Source organism: Enterobacter sp. ECC-019, assembly GCF_043974075.1.
GTDB lineage: Bacteria > Pseudomonadota > Gammaproteobacteria > Enterobacterales > Enterobacteriaceae > Enterobacter > Enterobacter asburiae_D.
Map to the genome: position 1 here is coordinate 1,158,534 of NZ_CP143759.1, position 21,809 is coordinate 1,180,342.

Genomic DNA, 21,809 nt, shown 5'->3' on the forward strand with positions numbered 1-21,809 from the left:
ATGAATGTGGCAGAGGGTTACCCGATCTGCCCATTCCCCAAGTGCTTAACGCGGCGCTTCACCTCTTCCTGCTTGCCGGCGTTAAACGGACGCGCGTCCGGGCTGCCGAGATAGCCGCACACGCGACGGGTCACGGAGACGCGGGCCGCGTCGTGGTTGCCGCATTTCGGGCAGGTGAAGCCTTTGCTCGTACACTCGAACTCACCGGTAAAGCCGCACTCGTAGCACTCGTCGATTGGCGTGTTGGTCCCGTAATACGGCACGTGCTGATAGCTGTAATCCCACACGTCTTCCAGCGCCTTCAGGTTGTGCTGAATGTTCGGGTACTCGCCGTAGCAGATGAAGCCGCCGCTGGCGATCGGCGGATACGCCGCTTCGAAGTCGATCTTGTCGTACGGGTTCACCTTTTTCTCCACGTCGAGGTGGAAGCTGTTGGTGTAATACCCTTTGTCGGTCACGCCTTCCACAATCCCGAACTCGGCGGTGTCAAGACGGCAGAAGCGGTCGCACAGGTTCTCGCTCGGCGTGCTGTAGAGGCTAAACCCGTAGCCGGTTTCCTCTTTCCACTGGTCAACCGCATCGCGCAGGCGCTGAACGATGGCGATGCCTTTTTCGCGCAGGGCCTCGCTGTCGTACATATGCGTATCGCCCGCCAGGGCGTTGATGGTCTCGTGAATACCGATATAGCCCAGCGAAATGGACGCGCGACCGTTTTTGAAGATCTCCGACACGTCATCGTCCGCTTTCAGACGCACGCCGCAGGCCCCTTCCATATAGAGGATCGGCGCCACGCGGGCTTTGACCCCTTCAAGGCGCGCAATACGGGTCATCAGCGCTTTGCGCGCCAGCTGCAGACGCTCGTCCAGCAGCGTCCAGAATTCAGCTTCATTACCTTTCGCCTCCAGCGCGATGCGCGGCAGGTTCAGGCTGATGACGCCCAGGTTGTTACGTCCGTCGTGGATCTGCTCGCCGTTTTCATCTTCGTACACGCCGAGGAAGCTGCGGCAGCCCATAGGCGTTTTAAACGAACCGGTCACTTTGACGACCTGATCGTAGTTCAGGATGTCCGGGTACATACGCTTGCTCGCGCACTCCAGCGCCAGCTGTTTGATGTCGTAGTTCGGATCGCCAAACTTGTGGTTCAGGCCGTCGCGGATGGCGAACACCAGTTTCGGGAACACCGCCGTTTTGCGGTTCTTGCCGAGGCCGGAAATACGGTTGCGCAGGATGGACTGCTGGATCAGGCGTGATTCCCAGCTGGTGCCCAGACCAAAACCGAAGGTCACAAACGGCGTCTGGCCGTTGGCGGTGTGCAGCGTGTTCACCTCATACTCCAGCGACTGGAAGGCGTCGTAGCACTCTTTCTCGGTGCGGGAGTGCGCGTAGCCGTCAGCGTCCGGGATCTGCCACTCTTCGGCCGTTTTACGATGCTTGTTGAAGCTTGCCGTCACGAACGGAGCCAGCACTTCATCAATACGGTTAATCGTGGTGCCGCCATAAATGTGGCTGGCAACCTGAGCGATAATCTGCGCGGTGACGGCGGTGGCGGTGGAGATCGACTTAGGCGGTTCAATCTCGGCGTTACCCATTTTAAAACCGTGGGTCAGCATGCCTTTCAGGTCGATCAGCATGCAGTTGAACATCGGGAAGAACGGCGAATAGTCGAGGTCGTGGTAGTGGATCTCACCGCGCTCGTGCGCCGAGACCACGTCGCGCGGCAGCAGATGCTGACGGGCATAGTGTTTGGCGACGATACCGGCCAGCAGGTCGCGCTGGGTCGGGATCACTTTACTGTCTTTGTTGGCGTTTTCATTGAGCAGGGCGGAGTTGGTCTGCTCCACCAGGCCACGGATCTCCTGGTTCAGACGACCGCGCTTCTCACGCTGCACATCACGATCGTGACGGTACTCAATGTAGGCGCGTGCCAGCTGCTTGTAAGGCCCCGCCATCAGTTGGTTCTCAACCGCGGTCTGGATCTCGTTGATGTCGACCTGGCTGCGTTCAGTCATCTGGCTGCTAACGACTTCTGCGACGGTGGCGCAGTAATCTGCGTCATCGACTCCCGCTGCTTTAGCTGCACGCAGAATGGCTTCCTGGATGCGCTCTGATTTAAACGGCACTTTACAGCCATCACGTTTCATCACATGCGGTGTCATGATCACTCCATTTTTTGAAAACAGGTTATCCACAGAGGTGGAGAAGTATTCACCGGGCGCAGTCCCCGCCGGGTCAAAGACTTCCCGCGTTCCCAGCTCGTGTTATCCACAATTCCGGCCAGCGTAAGCGCCGTCTTGTTGTTGGAATAGTAGACGATAAATACAAGATGTTGGGTCGATGTGCATTTTAAGTGCTATATATAGTGATTTGCATCAAACATGTTTGCGATTTATTTGATGCAGAACAAAGTAAAAAGACGAGAGTACAAACGACGGGCGCTTCAGCGATTGTAAAGGCATGCGAGAAAAATCTGATTAATTATTCAACAAAAACAAGCGCTCAGCACAGCCTGGCCTGAGCGCTGCTCGTTTAACTCACGCTGCAGACCCAGCTCAATCCCGCCTGCAAAAAGGCTGCGGTAGCGATACATCCCAGCACCACCGGGATGAGAAGGGAGCGTTCAGGGGGATCGTCCTGTTTTTGAGGTTCTTCAGCACTTAGGGCGGACATCGCCTCTTCCCTGGTGCGCGCTGCCAGCAGCCGCTCACGCACCCGATCTTCCGTCAATAAACTGGTCAGTGTCGTTAGCAACTGCATATGGGTACTGCCTGCTTCCGCTGGCGGAATGGCGAGCAGGAAAACCATTCTGACCTCTTCATCACCGTCCAGCCCCGGCCAGCGTATCGGGTCGTCAAAGAGCGCCAGACAAAACGCCGCCTGATGCACCGCCTCGGTTTTACCGTGCGGGACGGCGAGCGCTTCACCCAGCGCGGTTGGGCCTTCACTTTCGCGTTGTAACACGCTCTGAATAAACGTTTCTTCATCGCTGATGATTTTTCGCCTTGCGAGCGGTTCGGCGAGCCAGCGTATCAGCGCTTCAGGCGAACGGTGCGGCGGGTTGATAAAAACCAGAGCGGGGTGCGTCAATGCAAGCAAGTTCATATTAAGCCTCCATTAAAAAATCGCAGGTCGCGAAAGGGAGAATCGCCGTTACTGGCTGCACCGGCTCTTCCAGATAGTTGATCTGACGGAGACCTGCCAGACTTTTCGGGACGGGAGCCGGCTGCGTGCCGGCGTTAAACACCCGCACGACGTTGCCAGTCAGCTGCTGCGCATGGGGCAGAGCGGAAAGGATGAGCGGCTCCGGCAAGGTCAACAGTGAGAATTCTGGCGATAGCCTGCGTTCAGGCAGACGCAACGAAAAGCGCTCAAGACGGTGATCGAGCGTGTGCAGCGTCTGACGTTGATAGGTGAAGGGCTGTCCGGCCGCCTGATTTTCCAGCTGGCGAAGCGTGAGATGCCCGGCGTTGTCGGCCAGCGCGACGGTGAATGAAAAGCACAGCGGTTTCAGCAACTGGGCATCAGGGGTCTCAACCACCGTGTTATTGATGCCGGACGCCCGACCTGGTCGCCAGTCGAGATCGTTGCGTCCGAGCACGCCCGTCGCTTTAAACAACGTCAGAGCAATAGCGGCCGGTTCGCTGCCGATGATCTGAAATTCCTTCATACCGCGGCTATTCACCACCAGCGCTTTGCCCGCTTCCGCGACAGCAATAATTCCCTCACTGGTTTCGATATCCACGGGCATCTCGCGATAGCGCTCCTGCCAGTTTTCACCGTCATATCCCGTTTCGCGTTGGATTATTGCGAAGGGCTGTGAGGCGATAGCGTGACGGGTATGAATATCGCTGCCGATCAGTAAACGTAGCCGGTGATCGCAGTGGCTGTTTTCAAGCGTACTCTCGACATACAGGTTCGGATCGTCGTGGCGTAATTCGCACACCAGACGAATGGATAAAGGCGTTAGGGCAGCATTCTGACGGCTCGCAAGATCCTGCGGAAGAAGCATCGTGGCTTCGACGATCAGCTTTTCGACAAGCGGCGTTTTCAGGCAGTCGATGAGCGTGAAAAGCGAGCAGCGCGTTGGCGCGTCGCCTGCAAGCGGTGAGAAATCGTAGCTGTCGCCCGCGTCCGCGCTGTCTTCAAGGGTAAAGAAAGAGGGGATACGTCTGCCGCTGCGTTTGTCATGCAGGGTCAGCGTTCCGGCGTCCAGCGTCAGTTGATAGTGCGTATTCTCTATCTCACAGCCCTTAATCTGTTCAGGCTGCCGGAACGGAGCAGGGTTCTCTTCAACACTGACGGTAAGATAGCCGACCGACGGCAAAACCGGGGGTTGCAGAGCAACCTGCCAGCGGAAATAAGGGGGAAGGGGCGTTTCACACTCGCCTTCGGCGGTAAGGGAGATCGCCGTTCCGCCGGGCAGAATATCTCTTTTCAGGACGTCGAAGGGGATGGGCTGCCCCTGATACGTCAGAGCGATATTTTCGGCGCGGCTATAGAGAGTGGTTTTCACCACGCGCTGCGTTGGGGTGGCCAGCGGGTTGAAAATCAGCAGATCGCCTTCCTGAACGCAGGCGTCGGCCAGGGTTTTCACCACCAGATTCCACAGGCTGTGGCACAGCTGTTCGGTTTGCTCCAGCCGATGCAGGATGTCGCGGTTGGTAGCGTCACTGTTGCAGCCGCCGATGGAGTCGTGGGCGTGGCTTCGCAACAGCTTCTTCCAGAGGGTATCAACCACAGAGAGGTTGACCGGGATGCCCTGATGACGCGCCATTGCGATTGTCGGCTCCAGCTGCCGCAGGATGAACTGCTCAACTTCATCATTTTTCTTTTTGATGTCGTAGCGCACAGAGCCGATCGTTTTATGAATGCGGGTGTAGCGCGGTGATTTCAGCTCCCCTTCCCAGAGTTCAAACTGTTCACGCTGCGCGCGCAGAATGTCGACATAGCGCTCCAGCGAACTGATGAGGTAACGATCCTGATCCGGGGACTGTGCGCTGGCGACCTGCAGGATTTTCGGTAGCGCCGGGTCGATGCTGACCTGATCGCCGCCGCAGGGCAGGAGCAGGTCGTTGATACCTGACCGTGAACGCAGAAGATTGACCATCGGGTAGATTTTGCCCTGCAGATGGCTCGCTTCCGTATCCATGTTTTTGGCCGCACCATAACCAAACGCCATCGCGCAGGCGATAACGGTCGCCCCTGACGGCGCGCGCCAGAGGAACTGGCTGCTGTTGGCGTGCCTGTCGTGATCGATGCCGCGCCAGAAGACGATATTGTCGATGTTGCAGCCCTGCAAAATCGTGGGCATCTGCGCATTGTGGCCGAAGGTATCCGGAAGATACCCGACCTGCATGGCATGCCCCAGCGTCCGGGCAGCGAAGATGCCGTATTTGAGGTTGCGGATAATCGATTCGCCATGCACGTTGTAGGTGTCCGTCTGGGTATACCATGGCCCCACAAAGACCCTTTTCTCTCTGACCAGCGTTTCCAGCCTGGCGCGATAATCGGGATTGATGGCGAGAAAGTCATCCACCACCGCCATCTGCCCGTCAAGGTGATAGCAACGATAAGCCGGGTCCTGCTCCAGCGTGTTGATGACGTCCGCAAAGTTATATGACGCCAGCACCATGCTATCCTGACGGGTGAAGTACCACTCCTGATCCCAGTGCGTATGGGCAATGACGTGGATCTGATTCATGACGCTCCCCTTACCCGGCGTTCTTTGGGCTGACATAGAGCACGCCCAGGGCGCAAATCAGTGCGCCAATAAAGACGCTGGCCAGGTAGCCCGCCACATTGGTTGCCAGCGGCCAGCCCCAGATGGCGGGCAGAGGCAGCGTCTGCTTCACGCCGAGTGCAATGGCGACCAGCGCGCCGGCGACGGCACCGGTCATGAACACCGGGATCAGTCGTGGGTTTTTCAGGATGAACGGGATCGCGCCTTCCGAGATCCCGATAACGCCCAGCAATAACGAAGTGCTGCCAACGGTTTTCTCTTCCTGGCTGAAGACATCCGGCAGCCCAAAGCGACCATTGAGGAATGCGGCAAAGCCAACGCCAATGGAGGGGATTACGATGGAGAGTTCACGGGCGGTTAAATCAAACGTTGCGCTCATGCCATTCAGGCCAAGCGCGACCGAGCCCGCAGCCTTGTTGACCGGACCACCCAGGTCGAACGCGGTGCCCGCGGCGATCATTGCGGAATAGAACCCGCGTCCGGTGTCACCTGCCGAGGTAAAAAAGACCACCATCAGTTGGTTAAGCGAGCCAAAAATGGGGTTAATCAGGTATTCCATGACCATCACCAGCGTAATGCCGGTGATCAGCGGGACGACCAGCATGGTTTTAATGGTGGTAAGCTGCTGACGGACGTGAATCGAATCATTGAGCCAGCGCACCAGATAACCCACAAAAAAGCCAATGCCAATGGCGCCGAAAAAGCCGGATGGCATAAAGCCTTCGATATCAAAGAAGCGCTTATAGACTTCGTCTGACATGATGCCGCCAATAAGCCCGGGGATCAGCGCCGGTTTACCGGCAATGGAAAACGCCAGATACATGGCGAAAACCGGGTACATGAACTTAATGGTCATAAAGCCCACTTTATCCAGTACGCTGAATGGCGAATGTTCAATGTTGATAAACTGCCCGGTAATTTTGGCGGTTGCCATCATCAGCCCGCCCATGACCACCACCGGTAGCATGTAGCTGATGGCCGCCATGATATGGCCGATAAAGACCTGGTAAGCCGAACGCTGGCTCTCGTCTTCGTCTGCTACGCAGGTGGAAATGACGTTTTTTTCCATTGCCAGCGCCTGACGCAGATAGCGATCGGTATGCTTGATAAGCTCTTGCGTGCGGGTCTGCAGGTGGGGAATGTTTTCAAAACGCTCGGCATCCTGAATGGGAACGTCGGTTGCCAGAATAATGGCCGTGGCGGAGGCGATATCCTGTTTTGTTAAGCGGTTTTTAACGCCGTCGCTGCCCTGCGTTTCGACCTTTACGTCGATATTGTGCTCTTTAGCCCATGCAATAATTTTATTCGCCGCCATAAAGGTATGCGCGATGCCTGTCGGGCAGGCCGTTACCGCGACAACTTTTTGTTTCGTCATTGTCATAATTCCCTGAATGTGAAAACAGGGAAAGTATAAAGAGAACCTAAAACAGTTTTTAATGTTTGCTAATACTAATTACGTATCGTGATACGCGTAAATGCAATGTGTGAAGCGCCTTCCAGAGACTATTTTTATGCTGTGTTAATATGATGTCGGGATTAAACAGGGCGTAATTTATGAATTCATTCCAGGGAAGTGAACGTTTGATATTTGAATACATTCAGCATCATGCGTGTAATATTTCTAATATATCGGCAAAAGAGATTGCCCGGGATACCTTTACAACGACAACATCCGTTAATCGTGTATGTAAAAAAATGGGCTATAAAAGCTATACTGAGCTTCGGTATCGTTTTTTGCGCGATCATTCTACACCAGCACCCGTAGAGCCTGACGTGGGGCTGCAGGCGGATGATATTGTGACAGAGGTGTCGAGGTTGCTTACGCATTCCAGTCATGTCTATCTGTACGCGCGCGGTGCATCGCTCACCAGCCTCAACTACCTGTCGCGCTTTTTATCGCTGGCGAGCCTGCCGCACCTTATTTTGAATGACATGCACCAGCTGACACGGGTATCGAAGGGGACGCTGGTGTTGATCAGTAAATCCGGGGAGACGCAGTCGCTGATCGAGATGGCGCGTAACGCGCTGCGCAAAGGGTTAAAGATTATTGCGATTACCCGCGAGGGGTCGACACTGGCGGCAATTTCAACGCTATGCTGGCCGTTATTGATCGACATTAACGCGGTATCGCTGTATCAGCGGGAAGGGCAGCTTGAACTGTTAATCGCCGTGGACCGTATCGGCTGCAGGCTACTGCAGCACGATACGGTTTAGTCAGGCCGTCAGAGCTGCTTCACTATCCCCAGACGTACGGCATAATCATTTTCATGATTGCCATCAGCCGTGATGTACGTTTTATCCAGCGAAACCAGTTCGACGTAAGGCGTCCAGCCATCGTCGAGCTTGTAGTTGAATGCGACGGTATGTTCCCAGTAGGTATCATCCCCGGTTCCCTGATCGACATTATCCTGCCAGCGAAAGCGTGGATTGTAGGACATACCGAATTTGCCAATGTTATAGGCGAACCAAATATCAAACTGGTGCGACTGGCGGCGGGTATAGCCGCTGCCGTCTAGCTCTTTGTCGCTGTGCGCATCATTGACGGTGTTATAACGATAGCGAGCAGATAGGTTGAGACCGTTATCGAACGCTTTCCAGCCCTGAATGAAGGGGCGATAATGTGTATTGCTGGCGGTGAATACGGTCACCATACCTGGCGCAACAGCGAAGCCATTGCCCAGATCGAAGCGCCAGCGCGTTTCGATCTCCTGTGCCGCCTCCGTTAACCCCTTGTCGTCTGGATTATATCGGTCGGTATCACCAAAAAAGGTATCGTTGTGGTTTTGTGCGGCTTCAACGGAGAAGTAAAAACCGTTATTCGCCTGATGCATGACCTTAATACGTGAATCATTTACGTCTGAGCGCGTATTATGGCCAAAGCGAAGGTCGACGGACGTATTCCCGCACCATCCCTGCGTGCTTAATAATAATGCGCTAATACACGTTGCTTTAATAATTGTCTTTTTCATAATGTCCTGCCGAGGTTATTTAATTGGCAGGCTATTTTTATTTTGGGTGCGCCATGTTGTAAAAGTTATCGTCGTACATTTAGCGTATCGCTAAACATAAAAAAAGAGATACAGCATGCTGTATCTCCTGAAGTTTATTCCTGTACCCACCAGATGGCTTCAAACGGACGCAATATCAGCGTATTGGGACGGGAGGGAACGTCCTCATAGTTACTGAGTGCGGTCCGCCATGCTCCCGGTACCGGGTCCGGCTGCCAGTGCTGACGCTCGCGGCTCAGGTTTGCCGCCACCATCAGCGTCTGCCCCTGCCACTGACGGCGGTAACACCAAAGAGAAGGATGTTCCGGCAGGAGATCCTCATAATCCCCCCACGTCAGTATCGGCAGGGTTTTACGCAGGCTAATCAGCGACTGGTAGGTGTAGAACACCGAATTCGGGTCGTCGAGCGCCGCGCGGGCGTTCACGGTTTCGTAGTTATCGCAGACGCCAATCCACGGCTCGCCCTCGGTAAAGCCCGCATTGTGCGATGCGTCCCACTGCATTGGGGTTCGTCCGTTATCACGGGACTTACTCGCCAGAATCGCCAGTAATTCATCCGGCTCACGGCCATTGGCCCGCAGTTCGGCGAACATGTTCAGGCTCTCCACGTCGCGGTAATCGGTGATGCGGCTGAAGTGCGGGTTGGTCATCCCCAGCTCTTCACCCTGATAGATATACGGCGTACCCTGCATGCCGTGCAGCACCATGCCGAGCATCTTCGCGGCAGCCACGCGGTGTTCCCCTTCGTCACCAAAGCGTGACACGATGCGCGGCTGGTCGTGGTTACACCAGAATAGCGCGTTCCAGGCTTTGTTGTGCATCCCCTGCTGCCAGTGGGTAAACAGGGTTTTCAGCGCCACGAAGTCCGGCTTCGCCTTCGTCCACTTTTCGCCGCCGGGGTAGTCCACCTTCAGATGATGGAAGTTAAAGGTCATCGACAGCTCGCTGCCGTCGAGCGACGCGTACTGCTGGCAGTTCTCCAGCGAGGTCGAGGACATCTCGCCTACCGTCATCAGGTTGCGCGGGGTAAAGACGTCGCGGCTCATCTCCTGCAGATATTCGTGAACGCGCGGCCCGTCGGTATAGAAGCGGCGGCCGTCTCCGATGTGGTCGTCCGGGAAATCCTGGTCTTTTGAAATCAGGTTAATCACGTCCAGACGCAGGCCATCCACGCCGCGATCGGCCCAGAACTCGCACACCTTTTTCAGCTCGGCACGCACCGCCGGGTTCTCCCAGTTGAGATCCGCCTGCTCCGGCGCAAACAGGTGCAGATAGTACTGCTCGCTCTCGGCGTGCCAGCGCCAGGCGTTGCCGCCAAACTTGGAGCGCCAGTTGTTGGGCAGCTGCTCCGGGTTGCCGTCGCGCCAGATGTAGAACTGGCGGTACGGGCTCGCTTTGTTCAGCGACTCGCGGAACCAGGCGTGCTGCGTGGAGGTGTGGTTAAACACCATATCCAGCACGATGCGAATGCCGCGCGTGTGCGCCCGGGCAACCAGCTCGTCGAAATCATCCAGCGTGCCGTAAGCCGGGTCGATGGCGGTGTAATTCGCCACGTCGTAGCCGTTATCCACCTGCGGGGAGATATAAAACGGCGTCAGCCAGATGGCGTCGATGCCGAGGGTTTTCAGGTAGTCCAGACGCTGCGTCACGCCGCGTAAATCGCCGGTGCCGCTGCCGGTGGTGTCCTGGAAACTCTTTGGGTAAATCTGATAGATGACGCCGTTCTGCCACCAGTGAGGAAGGGTATTCATAGTGCGTTCCTGCAAATGCGAAGGGGCGCAACTGCGCCCCGAAAGAGAGAATTAAACAATCTGCAGCGAGCCCTGACGGAACTTGCGCTGATAAACCACGGTGGTGAGCGCCATTGGGACGATAATCGCGATGGCCATCGCCAGAGCAAACACCTGCCAGTAAGCGGGCTGGATGGAGAGGATGCCCGGCAGGCCGCCGACGCCAATCCCGTTCGCCATCACGCCGTTCAGACCGCACACCAGGCCTGCCAGACCGGAACCGATCATCGCGCAGAGCATCGGGAAGCGGTATTTCAGGTTGATACCGTACATCGCCGGTTCGGTGACGCCGAGGTAGGCAGAGATGGCAGCCGGAACGGAGATCTCACGTTCGTTGTGTTTACGGCTGACGATGATGATGCCGGTCACCGCAGAGGCCTGCGCAATGTTAGACAGGGCGATAATCGGCCAGACCGGCGTGCCGCCGAGGCTCTGGATCATCTGCATATCAATCGCCAGCGTGGTCTGGTGCACGCCGGTGATCACCAGCGGGGCGTACAGGAAGCCAAACAGCGCGGCGCCAATCGGCGCAAAGCTGCCGGTCATCAGGTGACGCACTGCGAAGGCTACGCCGTCGCCGATCATGCGGCCAAACGGACCGATAAAAGCGTGTGCCAGGAACACGGCAATAATCAGCGAGCAGACCGGCACCACCACCAGATAGAGGTAATCCGGCACGATGCGCTTCAGGCGCGTTTCAATAAAGCCGAGCGCCAGACCGGCCAGCAATGCCGGAATAACCTGCGCCTGATAGCCCACTTTGGCGATGGTAAACAGGCCGAAGTTCCACACTTCCGGCACCTGCTGACCAAGTAAGTAAGCGTTCATTAACTGTGGAGAGACCAGCGTGACGCCCAGCACGATACCGAGAATCGGCGTGCCACCCATTTTGCGCACCGCGGACCAGCAAATCCCGACCGGCAGATAGAAGAAGATGGCTTCGCCAATCAGCCACAAGAAGTCGTAGATGCTTTGCAGCGCCGGGTACATCTGCGCCAGCGTTTTGCCGTCGCTCATCGGCACATCGCCGATGACGTTACGGAAGCCTAAGATTAAGCCCCCGCTGATCAGCGCCGGCAGCAGCGGGAAGAAGATCTCCGCGAAGTGGGAAATCAGCTGCTCGTGCCACTTCATATTCTGGCGCGCGGCCTTCTTCGCCTGCTCTTTATCAGCAGAAGAATGCCCGGTTGTCGCCAGCAGAGCCTGATAGTAATCGCCCACTTCGGTACCAATAACGACCTGGAACTGACCGGCGTTGGTGAAGCAGCCTTTGACCATGGAAAGTTCTTCAATGGCCTTCGGGTTGGCTTTGGCCGGATCGTTCAGCACGAAGCGCAGGCGGGTAATGCAATGACTGACGGTGGCGATGTTTTCGCGGCCGCCGACCAGGACGATCAGCCGATCGATATCTGCTTGTTTGACTTTACTCATCATGAAACCTCATGACAGATGGTGAGGAGGGTGTAATGACCTGAGCGCAAGCCTACTCCTTCAGCGTGACGGCGAAAATGGGAACGTTCCCGAAATCGGGCGAAGATCACAATAAACCGTTGAGCGGGGGTTAAGAAAGGTGGGCAGGAATAACGATCTGACGCGGCTCAGCGCGCCCGTTGATCTGCTCGATCAGTTGCGCGGCGGCCTGTCTGCCGGACTCGGCGTAGCCCGGATCGACGGTGATGATTTCCGGGTGCAGGAACTTCATCAGCGGCGTGCTGCCGACGCTCGCCACCTGCAGGTTATCGATGCGTTGCTCCTGCAGATATTTGCTGGCACCCAGCGCAAGGGTATCGGTGGCGCACACCAGCGCGGTAGTCTGCGGCGTCAGGACGCTGGCGACCTGCTCGTAGCCCTGCTTCATGCCCAGCCCCGGCAGGGAGGCCACGGCGGAGAGGTTGTGGTTTTTGCAAAAGGTCAGGTAGGCCTCGTGACGACGCTTGCCGGTGGTGACGTCCGCGTGCGGTACCCCGAGGAAGCTAATGTGGCGATGGCCTTCGTCAAACAGGCGCTGCATCAGGGTGATAATCGCGCCCTCGTCGTCATAGCAGACGGAGGCAAAGCCGTGGGCATCGCGTGCCAGCAGCACCAGCGAAGGCTGCCAGGGTTTCAGCATCTCTTCTTTGATGCCGGTAAAACCAAACAGCACCACGCCGTCAATGTTGCGCCGCTGGAGCATACCCAGATGCTCTTCAACCAGTTGCACAGAGAACTGACTCTCCATCATGATCGGATCATACCCCTGCTCATAAAAGGCGGGCAGCATAGTCTGCACGGCGAGGTTTTCAGACAGAGAGTCCAGACGCGAGACAATGATGGCGACGACTTTGTCACTCTGCCCGCGCATGGCGCGCGCGGAGCGGGAAGGGGAAAAGCCGTGCTGATTCATGACCGCCTCAACGCGCTCGCGGGTGCGTTCGCTGACGCCGCTTTCGTTGTTCAGCACGCGTGAGACGGTTGATTTCCCCACGCCGCTTAAACGCGCGATGTCTTTAATCGTAAGGCGGTTCTGCATGCTGTATTCCCTGTAACAACGACAAAATGGTCAATTGAGCCTAATGCTATAGCGCGATTTCGCTATGGGCAAAGTCTGGTTTACGTTCGGTTTATTTGCAGGGGGGTATAATACCGCCCGAATCGTCACAAAGGGTACGCTTAAATCCTTATACTGCGCAGCGACACCCTGTTTTTTACTTACCGGAGGCTTCATGGATCCCGATCCCACACCTCTCCTGAACGGGAGAATGCGTTCTTACCGGTAAGCCAGCCTGTTGCTGACTCACCGGTGATGTGAGGCAGCAACGCCATAAACGTTCCTGCTTGAAAAATTAAGTGCCTCTCAGGTACGGCCTTGCCACGCCTGAAGGAAATGCTGCGTCCGCATTCGCGGATGTGGAGGAATGACTATGTTTAAAAATATCACCCGGCAGCTGCAGGCCCTGCTGAGCCGCCACCTGCCACACCGTCTTGTTCAGCGCGACCCGCTGCCAAACGCCAAAAACATGGCGGGGGCGGCGATCCCCGCATCCCTGACCGAACGCTGCCTGAACGTGGCGGCGATGGATGAAAACGAAGTCTGGCGCGCGTTCGGCGGACACCCGGAAGGGCTAAACGCGGCCGAAGTGGAAAAAATCCGCGCCGTGCACGGCGATAACCAGATCCCGGCGCAAAAGCCGTCTCCGTGGTGGGTGCATCTGTGGCTCTGCTACCGCAACCCGTTCAACCTGCTGCTGACGGTGCTGGGCATCATCTCCTACGCCACTGAAGATCTGTTTGCCGCAGGCGTCATTGCCCTGATGGTCGGTATCTCCACGCTGCTGAACTTCATTCAGGAAGCCCGCTCCACCAGGGCGGCAGATGCCCTGAAGGCGATGGTCAGTAACACCGCGACCGTGTCGCGCGTGATCAACGATCTCGGCGAAAACGCCTGGGTTGAGCTGCCTATCGACCAGCTGGTGCCGGGCGATCTGGTGAAGCTGGCGGCGGGGGACATGATCCCGGCGGATTTGCGCATTATCCAGGCGCGCGATCTGTTCGTCGCGCAGGCCTCCCTGACCGGGGAATCCCTGCCCGTTGAAAAGGTGGCGCGCAGCCGTGACCCGCAGCAGATGAACCCGCTCGAGTGCGATACCCTGTGCTTTATGGGGACCACGGTCGTCAGCGGCACGGCGCAGGCGATCGTCACCGCCACCGGGGGCAACACCTGGTTTGGTCAGCTTGCCGGGCGCGTCAGCGAGCAGGAGAGCGAGCCGAACGCCTTCCAGAAAGGGATTGGCCGCGTCAGCATGCTGCTGATCCGTTTTATGATGGTGATGACGCCGATCGTGCTGCTGATCAACGGCTACACCAAAGGCGACTGGTGGGAAGCGGCGCTGTTCGCGCTCTCCGTAGCCGTTGGCCTGACGCCGGAAATGCTGCCGATGATCGTCACCTCCACGCTGGCGCGCGGGGCGGTGAAGCTCTCTAAGCAGAAAGTGATCGTTAAACACCTCGACGCCATCCAGAACTTTGGCGCGATGGACATCCTCTGCACCGATAAAACCGGCACCCTGACGCAGGACAAAATCGTGCTGGAGAACCACACCGATATCTCCGGCAAAACCAGCGAGCGCGTGCTGCACAGCGCGTGGCTGAACAGCCATTACCAGACCGGGCTGAAAAACCTGCTCGACGTGGCGGTGCTGGAAGGGGTGGACGAGGAATCCGCCCGCACGCTCTCCGGCCGCTGGCAGAAGGTAGATGAGATCCCGTTCGACTTTGAGCGCCGCCGTATGTCGGTGGTGGTGAGCGAGCAGACGGATGTGCATCAGCTGATCTGCAAAGGCGCGCTGCAGGAGATCCTCAACGTGTCGACGCAGGTGCGCTATAACGGCGACATCGTGCCGCTGGACGACACCATGCTGCGCCGCATCAAGCGCGTCACCGACAACCTGAACCGTCAGGGGCTGCGCGTGGTGGCGGTTGCGAGCAAGTTCCTGCCCGCGCGCGAGGGTGACTATCAGCGTATCGACGAATCCGATCTGATCCTCGAGGGTTACATCGCCTTCCTCGATCCGCCGAAAGAGACTACCGCCCCGGCGCTGAAAGCGCTGAAGGCGAGCGGCATTACCGTCAAAATTCTCACCGGTGACAGCGAGCTGGTGGCGGCTAAAGTGTGCCATGAAGTGGGGCTGGACGCGGGCGACGTGGTAGTGGGGAGCGATATTGAACATCTCTCCGACGACGAGCTGGCGCAGCTTGCCCAGCGCACCACGCTGTTTGCCCGGTTGACCCCGATGCACAAAGAGCGCATCGTCACCCTGCTTAAGCGCGAAGGGCACGTGGTGGGCTTTATGGGCGACGGCATCAACGACGCGCCCGCGCTGCGTGCGGCGGATATTGGTATCTCCGTGGACGGCGCGGTGGATATCGCCCGTGAAGCAGCGGATATCATCCTGCTGGAAAAAAGCCTGATGGTGCTGGAGGAGGGCGTGATCGAAGGTCGCCGTACCTTTGCCAACATGCTCAAGTACATCAAAATGACCGCCAGCTCCAACTTCGGTAACGTCTTCAGCGTGCTGGTGGCGAGCGCGTTCCTGCCATTCCTGCCGATGCTGCCGCTGCATCTGCTGATCCAGAACCTGATGTACGACGTGTCTCAGGTGGCGATCCCATTTGATAACGTCGACGACGAGCAGATCCAGAAGCCACAGCACTGGAACCCGGCGGATCTGGGGCGCTTTATGCTGTTCTTTGGGCCTATCAGCTCCATCTTTGACATCCTGACTTTCTGCCTGATGTGGTTTGTGTTCCACGCCAACACCCCGGAACATCAGACGCTGTTCCAGTCCGGCTGGTTCGTGGTAGGTCTGCTGTCGCAGACGCTGATTGTGCATATGATCCGCACCCGCCGCATTCCGTTCATCCAGAGCCGTGCCGCATGGCCGCTGATTGTGATGACGGGCATTGTGATGGCGCTCGGCATCGCGCTGCCGTTCTCGCCGCTGGCGAGCTATCTGCAGCTGCAGGCGCTGCCGCTGAGCTACTTCCCGTGGCTGGTGGCGATCCTCGCGGGCTACATGGTGCTGACGCAGATGGTGAAAGGATTCTATGCGCGTCGGTATGGGTGGCAGTAAGTTATGTTTGCCGGGTGGCGGCTTCGCCTTACCCGGCCTTGTATTATCCTTCCGTGCAGAAAGAACCGGCCAGTTCTTTCTGCCATGCAGTCCACATGCCGTACCCGGCCTTAGGCCACGAGCCTGTGTTGTAGATCCCTGCAGTGGACTGCACCTTCTCCACAAGTGACAAACCGGACAGTATCATGGACCGGTTTTCCCGGTAATCCGCATTCACAAGGTTGGTTTCACTATGGAACAGGAACTTCACTTTATTGGTATCGATGTCTCCAAAGCTAAGCTGGATGTCGATGTGTTGCGACCTGATGGCCGTCACCGCAGCAAAAAATTTACTAACACACCTAAAGGTCACGAGGAGCTGCTCAGCTGGCTCCGCAGCCATAATGTGGCTCAGGCACATATCTGCATGGAAGCGACCAGCACCTATATGGAAGACGCAGCAGCATCCCTCAGCGATGCCGGTTTCACCGTATCCATCATCAACCCGGCTCTTGGTAAAGCCTTTGCGCAGAGTGAAGGCCTGCGCAGTAAAACCGATGCCGTTGATGCCCGTATGCTGGCAGAGTTCTGCCGGCAGAAGCGTCCGGTAGCCTGGGAGGCACCTCATCCGCTGGAGCGCGCGTTGCGGGCGCTGGTGCTGCGTCACCAGTCCCTGACAGACATGCACACGCAGGAGCTGAACCGTCGTGAGACGGCGCGGGAGGTGCAGATGCCGAGCATCGATGCGCACCTTCTGTGGCTGGAAGCGGAGCTGAAGCGGCTGGAGAAACAGATAAAGGACCTGACGGATGATGACCCGGACCTGAAGCACCGGCGAAAACTGCTGGACAGCATACCGGGTATCGGTGAAAAGACATCCGCGGTGCTGCTGGCGTATGTGGGGCTGAAGGACAGGTTCGGTCAGGCGCGGCAGTTCGCGGCTTTCGCAGGACTGACACCGCGGCAGCATGAATCAGGAAGCAGCGTACACAGGGCAAGCAGGATGAGTAAGGCTGGCCATGTCTCGCTTCGCAGGGCGCTGTATATGCCCGCGATGGTGGCGCTGTACAAAACGGAGTGGGGAAAAGCGTTCAGGACGCGTCTGGAAAAGAACGGCAAGGGAGCGAAGCTGATAATCGGAGCGATGATGCGTAAGCTGGCGCAGGTGGCGTATGGCGTCCTGAAATCAGGACGCCCGTTCGATGCCACATTGCATCAGGAAAATGCTTGCGTGGCATAACAGTATCTACTCACGAAACCTCCCAAATTCAACAACCTGTGATCTCCGTCGGCGCATTCGCTTGACGACAAATTGAGCGCATGTTAACAGAATGTTTTGCCTTTATTTGGCCCGTCAGATAAGGAACATTCATGTTACGGTACAGTCTCTTAACCGCCGGGCTGATGCTCGGCGCCTCAGCCTTTGCCGCCCCGGCAGGCGATCTCTCCTTAATGCCCTGGCCTGCCAGGGTTGAACGCCCGACGATTCAGGGCGCGCTGGTGCTTAACGATAAAATCTCTGTCAGCGTCAGCGGCGACGATCTCGGCGATGCCGTCAACCGCCTGCGCCAGCGCATTGCCCTGCAAACCGGCTGGACGCTGCAGCCTCAGGCTGAAAAGCCAGACAAACCGACCATCCGCATCGCGGTTGCCAAAAAGGTCAAGCCGCAGCCGCAGCCGGACAGCGATGAAAGCTATAAGCTCACGGTGGACGCCAACGGCGTCGATATCTCCGCCAACACCCGTTTCGGCGCGCTGCGCGCTATGGAAACGTTGCTCCAGCTGATGCAGAACGGAGCGGAAAACACCTCGCTGCCGTGGGTCACTATTGAAGATTCGCCGCGCTTCCCGTGGCGCGGGCTGCTGCTCGACTCGGCGCGCCACTTTATCCCGCTGCCGGATATCAAGCGCCAGATCGACGGCATGGCCGCGGCGAAGCTCAACGTCCTGCACTGGCACCTGACCGACGATCAGGGCTGGCGCTTCAGCTCGAAGCGCTACCCTAAGCTGACCCAGCTTGCCAGCGACGGGCTGTTCTACACGCCTGAACAGATGCGCGAGGTGGTGCGTTACGCCACCGAGCATGGTATCCGCGTGGTGCCGGAAATCGACATGCCGGGCCACGCCTCGGCGATTGCCGTGGCCTATCCGGAGCTGATGAGCGCCCCGGGGCCGTACGCAATGGAGCGCCACTGGGGCGTGCTGAAGCCGGTGCTCGATCCGACAAAAGAGGCAACCTACGCCTTCGCCGACGCGATGGTCAGCGAACTGGCGGCGATCTTCCCCGATCCGTATCTGCATATCGGCGGCGACGAGGTGGATGACAGCCAGTGGAAAGCGAACGCCGCGATCCAGAATTTCATGCGCGATAACAGGCTGGCGGACAGCCACGCTCTGCAGGCGTATTTCAACCGCAAGCTGGAGACGATCCTCGAGAAACACCACCGGCAGATGGTCGGCTGGGACGAGATCTATCATCCTGACCTGCCGAAAAGCATTCTGATCCAGTCCTGGCAGGGGCAGGATGCGCTGGGGCAGGTGGCGCAGAACGGCTACAAAGGGATTCTCTCGACGGGCTTCTATCTCGACCAGCCCCAGTCCACCGCCTATCACTATCGCAACGAAATTGTCCCGCAGGGGCTGAACGGCGTGGATGTGATTGCAGACACCGACAGCGTCCAGAGCTGGGCCTTCACCATGCCACGCCTGAAGGGCAAGCCGGTTGAGGGGAGCTTCACCCTGGTGAAAGGGGATGCCGGCTGGCGCGGATTTATTGATTTTGCCGGGAAATCTCGCCGCGCGGTGCAGGATATTGAATGGCGTGACGACAATCAGGTCACGTTTACTGTCGACACCTGGATGGGCGAAACGCGCCCGGTGGTCTCCGTCGATAACGACAAGCTCACCGGCTATTTCCTGGTGGGGAACACCCGCTACCCAATCAGCGGCACGCGTCTGGAGGACGTGCCGAAAGGCATTCTGCCGGTCGTGCCGGACGTGGCGAACCAGGCCAATCTGCTCGGCGGTGAAGCCGCGCTGTGGGCGGAGAACGTGGTGGTGCCAGTGCTGGATATCCGCCTGTGGCCGCGCGCCTTTGCGGTGGCGGAGCGGCTGTGGTCGGCGAAGGACGTCAACGACGTCGACAACATGTACACCCGCCTGCAGGCGATGGACAGCTGGTCGACGGTGTCGGTGGGGCTGCAGCAGCATACCCAGCAGCAGGTGCAGTTCACACGCCTTGCTAACAATGCCGACACGCTGCCGCTGCAGATCCTCGCGCAGGCGGTCGAGCCCGCGCAGTATTACACCCGTCAGCATCTGAAGTTCCAGGCGGGAAATTATCATCAGTTCGAACCGCTCAACCGCTTCGCGGATGCGCTGAACGCCGAAAGCGCTACCGTGCGCCAGATGCACAAATGGGCGGACCGTCTGGTGAGCGATGCGGAAGACACGGAAAGCGCCGACGCGCTGCGCCATGTCTTTAACCGCTGGCAGAGCAACACCAGCGACGCGCTGGCGCTAAGCGAAAACAGCTATCAGCTGAAGGCGATGAAGCCGGTGATTCAGGAAGTGGATAAGCTGGCCTCGATTGGCCTGAGGCTGACGGATCTTGTGGCGCGCCAGGGCACGCTGGATGATAAAGAGATCGCGTCGATTCAGAGCGAACTGGATAACGCGGCGAAGGTTCAGGACGAAGTGGTGATTGCGGCGGTGTATCCGCTGGAGACGCTGCTTAGGGCGACGCGGAATCAGTAGCGGGTCATAAAAAAGGCAGCCCGGGCTGCCTTATCTTCAACAAAGCGAATTAACGACGTACGGCAATCGCTTCGATTTCAATTTTCACGTCTTTTGGCAGACGGGCCACTTCCACGCAGGAGCGCGCCGGGAAGGTGGCGTTGTGCTCGGTGAAGAACGCTTCGTAGGTGGCGTTAACGGTCGCGAAGTCGTTCAGATCTTTCACGAAAACGGTGGTTTTCACGATATCGCCTACTTTCAGGCCCGCAGATTCAACGATAGCCTGCACGTTTTCCAGCGACTGACGCGCCTGTGCCGCTACGTCGGCTGGCACTTCACCGGTTTTTGGGTTCACCGGGATCTGGCCCGAAGTGATGATCATGCTGCCCAGATCAACGCCCTGAACGTATGGGCCGATAGCCGCTGGTGCATTTTCCGTCGCGAGTACTTTGGTCATGATTTCTCCAGAATAACAGCTGATTTAAGAGTCCCGGCCATTATAGGGAGGCCGGGATCCTTTACCAACCTCAATTAGTTGGCCAGCACCACATAATGAGAAAACTCTTTTTCGCAGTATTTGCATTTGAGCGCGATATCATCGGCGCGTTTTTTCACTGCAAAGCTGGAGGAAACCGGCTCAGCGTGGCTGATGCAGTTGCTGTTCGGGCAGACCAGCACGCTTTCGATGCGATCCGGCAGGCTCGGGCGGGATTTACCGACCACTTCATACTCGTCGATACGGTTAACGGTGGCGTCGGGCGCGTAAAGCGACAGCTGGTTAACCTGCTCGTCGGTCAGGAAGGTATTCTCGATTTTGATCAGGTCCTTGCGGCCCATTTCACCTGACGGCAGGTTCAGACCGATGGTGATGCGCTGGTCGGTTTCGGTCAGTTTGAACAGCGTCAGCAGCTTAAAGCCCACCTGCGCAGGGATGTGGTCAATCACGGTGCCACGCTTGATGGCTTCAACCTGGAGTTTGTTATCGTGTGTCATGGTCGTTTCCCCTTACAGTGCCAATTCGCGATTCAGAACCAGTGCCAGTAACGCCTGGCGGGCGAAGATGCCGTTTCCGGCCTGCTGGAAGTACCAGGCGTGCGGCGTTTTATCCACGTCTGTGGTGATCTCATCGATGCGCGGCAGCGGATGCAGCACCTTCATGTTGTCGCGCGCGCCCTCGAGGTCGCTGGCGCGCAGCACGAACTGCGCCTTCACGTTGGCGTATTCGGACGGGTCCAGACGCTCTTTCTGCACGCGGGTCATGTAGAGAATATCCACGTGGCTCATCACCTCTTCGATGCTGGCATGCAGGCTCCACTGAATGCCTTTTTCGTCCAGCATGTCGAGAATGTACTGCGGCATCGCCAGCGCGTCAGGCGCGATGAAGAAGAAGCGGTTGCCGTTAAATTTCGCCAGCGCCTGGGTCAGGGAGTGGACGGTGCGGCCGTATTTCAGATCGCCGACCATGGCGATATTCAGATTCTCGAGCTTGCCCTGCGTCTCCTGAATGGTGAACAGATCCAGCAGGGTCTGCGTCGGGTGCTGGTTGGCACCGTCACCGGCGTTCAGTACCGGAATACCGCCAGAAAACTCGGTCGCCAGACGCGCCGCGCCCTCCTGCGGATGACGCATCACAATCGCGTCGACATAGGTGCTAATCACTGAAATGGTATCCGCCAGGGTCTCGCCTTTTTTACCCAGCGACGTGTTGCTGCTGTCCGAGAAGCCCACCACGCTCGCGCCCAGGCGGTGCATGGAGGTTTCAAAGGAGAGGCGGGTGCGGGTCGAGGCTTCGAAGAAGCAGCTCGCAATCACCTTGTGCTTCAGCAGCTCCGGTTGCGGATTGGCCTTCAGTTTTGCCGCGGTTTCCAGAACCAGTTCCAGCTCTTCGCGGCTGAGGTCGTTTATGGAAATGATGTGTTTTTGATAAAGCGGATTCATGTTTATCTCCTGA

The 21,809-nt window shown here is 57.5% G+C and carries 15 protein-coding genes; 4 read left to right on the forward strand and 11 right to left on the reverse strand.

The features are described from left to right. Positions 1–17: 17 nt before the first annotated feature. From nrdD to V1566_RS05405, 4 genes are all read right to left on the reverse strand, one after another. Positions 18–2,156: an anaerobic ribonucleoside-triphosphate reductase gene (gene nrdD, locus V1566_RS05390; protein ID WP_395305264.1), complete on the reverse strand. Its 2,139-nt coding sequence runs from the start codon at positions 2,154–2,156 to the stop codon at positions 18–20. 370 nt (positions 2,157–2,526) lie between these two features. Then, a complete protein-coding gene (locus V1566_RS05395; protein WP_395305265.1) occupies positions 2,527–3,099 on the reverse strand; it encodes a fructose PTS transporter subunit IIA in 573 nt (190 codons plus the stop codon). 1 nt (position 3,100) lies between these two features. Beyond that, complete coding sequence (locus V1566_RS05400) at positions 3,101–5,698, reverse strand: glycoside hydrolase family 38 C-terminal domain-containing protein (protein ID WP_395305266.1); 2,598 nt, start codon at positions 5,696–5,698, stop codon at positions 3,101–3,103. A gap of 10 nt (positions 5,699–5,708) precedes the next feature. Further along, positions 5,709–7,112, reverse strand: coding sequence for a PTS fructose transporter subunit IIC (locus V1566_RS05405; RefSeq protein ID WP_395305267.1), 1,404 nt, complete (start codon positions 7,110–7,112; stop codon positions 5,709–5,711). A 179-nt stretch (positions 7,113–7,291) separates the two neighbouring features. Here V1566_RS05405 and V1566_RS05410 point away from each other — a divergent pair, with 179 nt between their 5' ends. Further along, positions 7,292–7,951, forward strand: coding sequence for a MurR/RpiR family transcriptional regulator (locus V1566_RS05410; protein ID WP_395305268.1), 660 nt, complete (start codon positions 7,292–7,294; stop codon positions 7,949–7,951). 8 nt (positions 7,952–7,959) lie between these two features. On the opposite strand, the gene V1566_RS05415 is transcribed toward V1566_RS05410, so the two are convergent. The 4 genes from V1566_RS05415 to treR form a co-directional block, all read right to left on the reverse strand. Further along, entirely contained in the window at positions 7,960–8,706 is a 747-nt protein-coding gene (locus V1566_RS05415) for an oligogalacturonate-specific porin KdgM family protein (protein ID WP_395305269.1), read from the reverse strand. Positions 8,707–8,840: 134 nt separating this feature from the next. Then, positions 8,841–10,496 (reverse strand): alpha,alpha-phosphotrehalase, encoded by a 1,656-nt coding sequence (gene treC / locus V1566_RS05420; RefSeq protein WP_395305270.1) that lies wholly within the window; start codon positions 10,494–10,496, stop codon positions 8,841–8,843. 51 nt (positions 10,497–10,547) lie between these two features. After that, positions 10,548–11,966 carry a PTS trehalose transporter subunit IIBC gene (treB, locus tag V1566_RS05425; protein ID WP_187360832.1) on the reverse strand — a complete coding sequence of 473 codons (1,419 nt, stop codon included), beginning with the start codon at positions 11,964–11,966 and terminating at the stop codon, positions 10,548–10,550. Between the two features lie 130 nt (positions 11,967–12,096). Beyond that, on the reverse strand, positions 12,097–13,044 hold the full coding sequence (gene treR, locus V1566_RS05430) for a trehalose operon repressor TreR (protein ID WP_395305271.1): 948 nt from the start codon (positions 13,042–13,044) through the stop codon (positions 12,097–12,099). 391 nt (positions 13,045–13,435) lie between these two features. Between treR and mgtA the strand changes: the two genes are divergently transcribed. The 3 genes from mgtA to V1566_RS05445 all read left to right on the forward strand — a co-directional run bounded on the left by mgtA (position 13,436) and on the right by V1566_RS05445 (position 19,879). Then, a complete protein-coding gene (mgtA, locus tag V1566_RS05435) occupies positions 13,436–16,144 on the forward strand; it encodes a magnesium-translocating P-type ATPase (protein WP_395305272.1) in 2,709 nt (902 codons plus the stop codon). Positions 16,145–16,376: 232 nt separating this feature from the next. Beyond that, entirely contained in the window at positions 16,377–17,363 is a 987-nt protein-coding gene (locus V1566_RS05440; protein ID WP_395303481.1) for an IS110 family transposase, read from the forward strand. A 131-nt stretch (positions 17,364–17,494) separates the two neighbouring features. Further along, positions 17,495–19,879: a beta-N-acetylhexosaminidase gene (locus V1566_RS05445; RefSeq protein WP_395305273.1), complete on the forward strand. Its 2,385-nt coding sequence runs from the start codon at positions 17,495–17,497 to the stop codon at positions 19,877–19,879. A 49-nt stretch (positions 19,880–19,928) separates the two neighbouring features. On the opposite strand, the gene ridA is transcribed toward V1566_RS05445, so the two are convergent. From ridA to pyrB, 3 genes are all read right to left on the reverse strand, one after another. Further along, positions 19,929–20,315, reverse strand: coding sequence for a 2-iminobutanoate/2-iminopropanoate deaminase (ridA, locus tag V1566_RS05450; RefSeq protein WP_014882305.1), 387 nt, complete (start codon positions 20,313–20,315; stop codon positions 19,929–19,931). A gap of 74 nt (positions 20,316–20,389) precedes the next feature. Next, on the reverse strand, positions 20,390–20,851 hold the full coding sequence (gene pyrI, locus V1566_RS05455; RefSeq protein ID WP_023310197.1) for an aspartate carbamoyltransferase regulatory subunit: 462 nt from the start codon (positions 20,849–20,851) through the stop codon (positions 20,390–20,392). A gap of 12 nt (positions 20,852–20,863) precedes the next feature. Continuing rightward, positions 20,864–21,796 carry an aspartate carbamoyltransferase gene (gene pyrB / locus V1566_RS05460; RefSeq protein ID WP_023310198.1) on the reverse strand — a complete coding sequence of 311 codons (933 nt, stop codon included), beginning with the start codon at positions 21,794–21,796 and terminating at the stop codon, positions 20,864–20,866. Between the last annotated feature and the right edge of the window lie 13 nt (positions 21,797–21,809).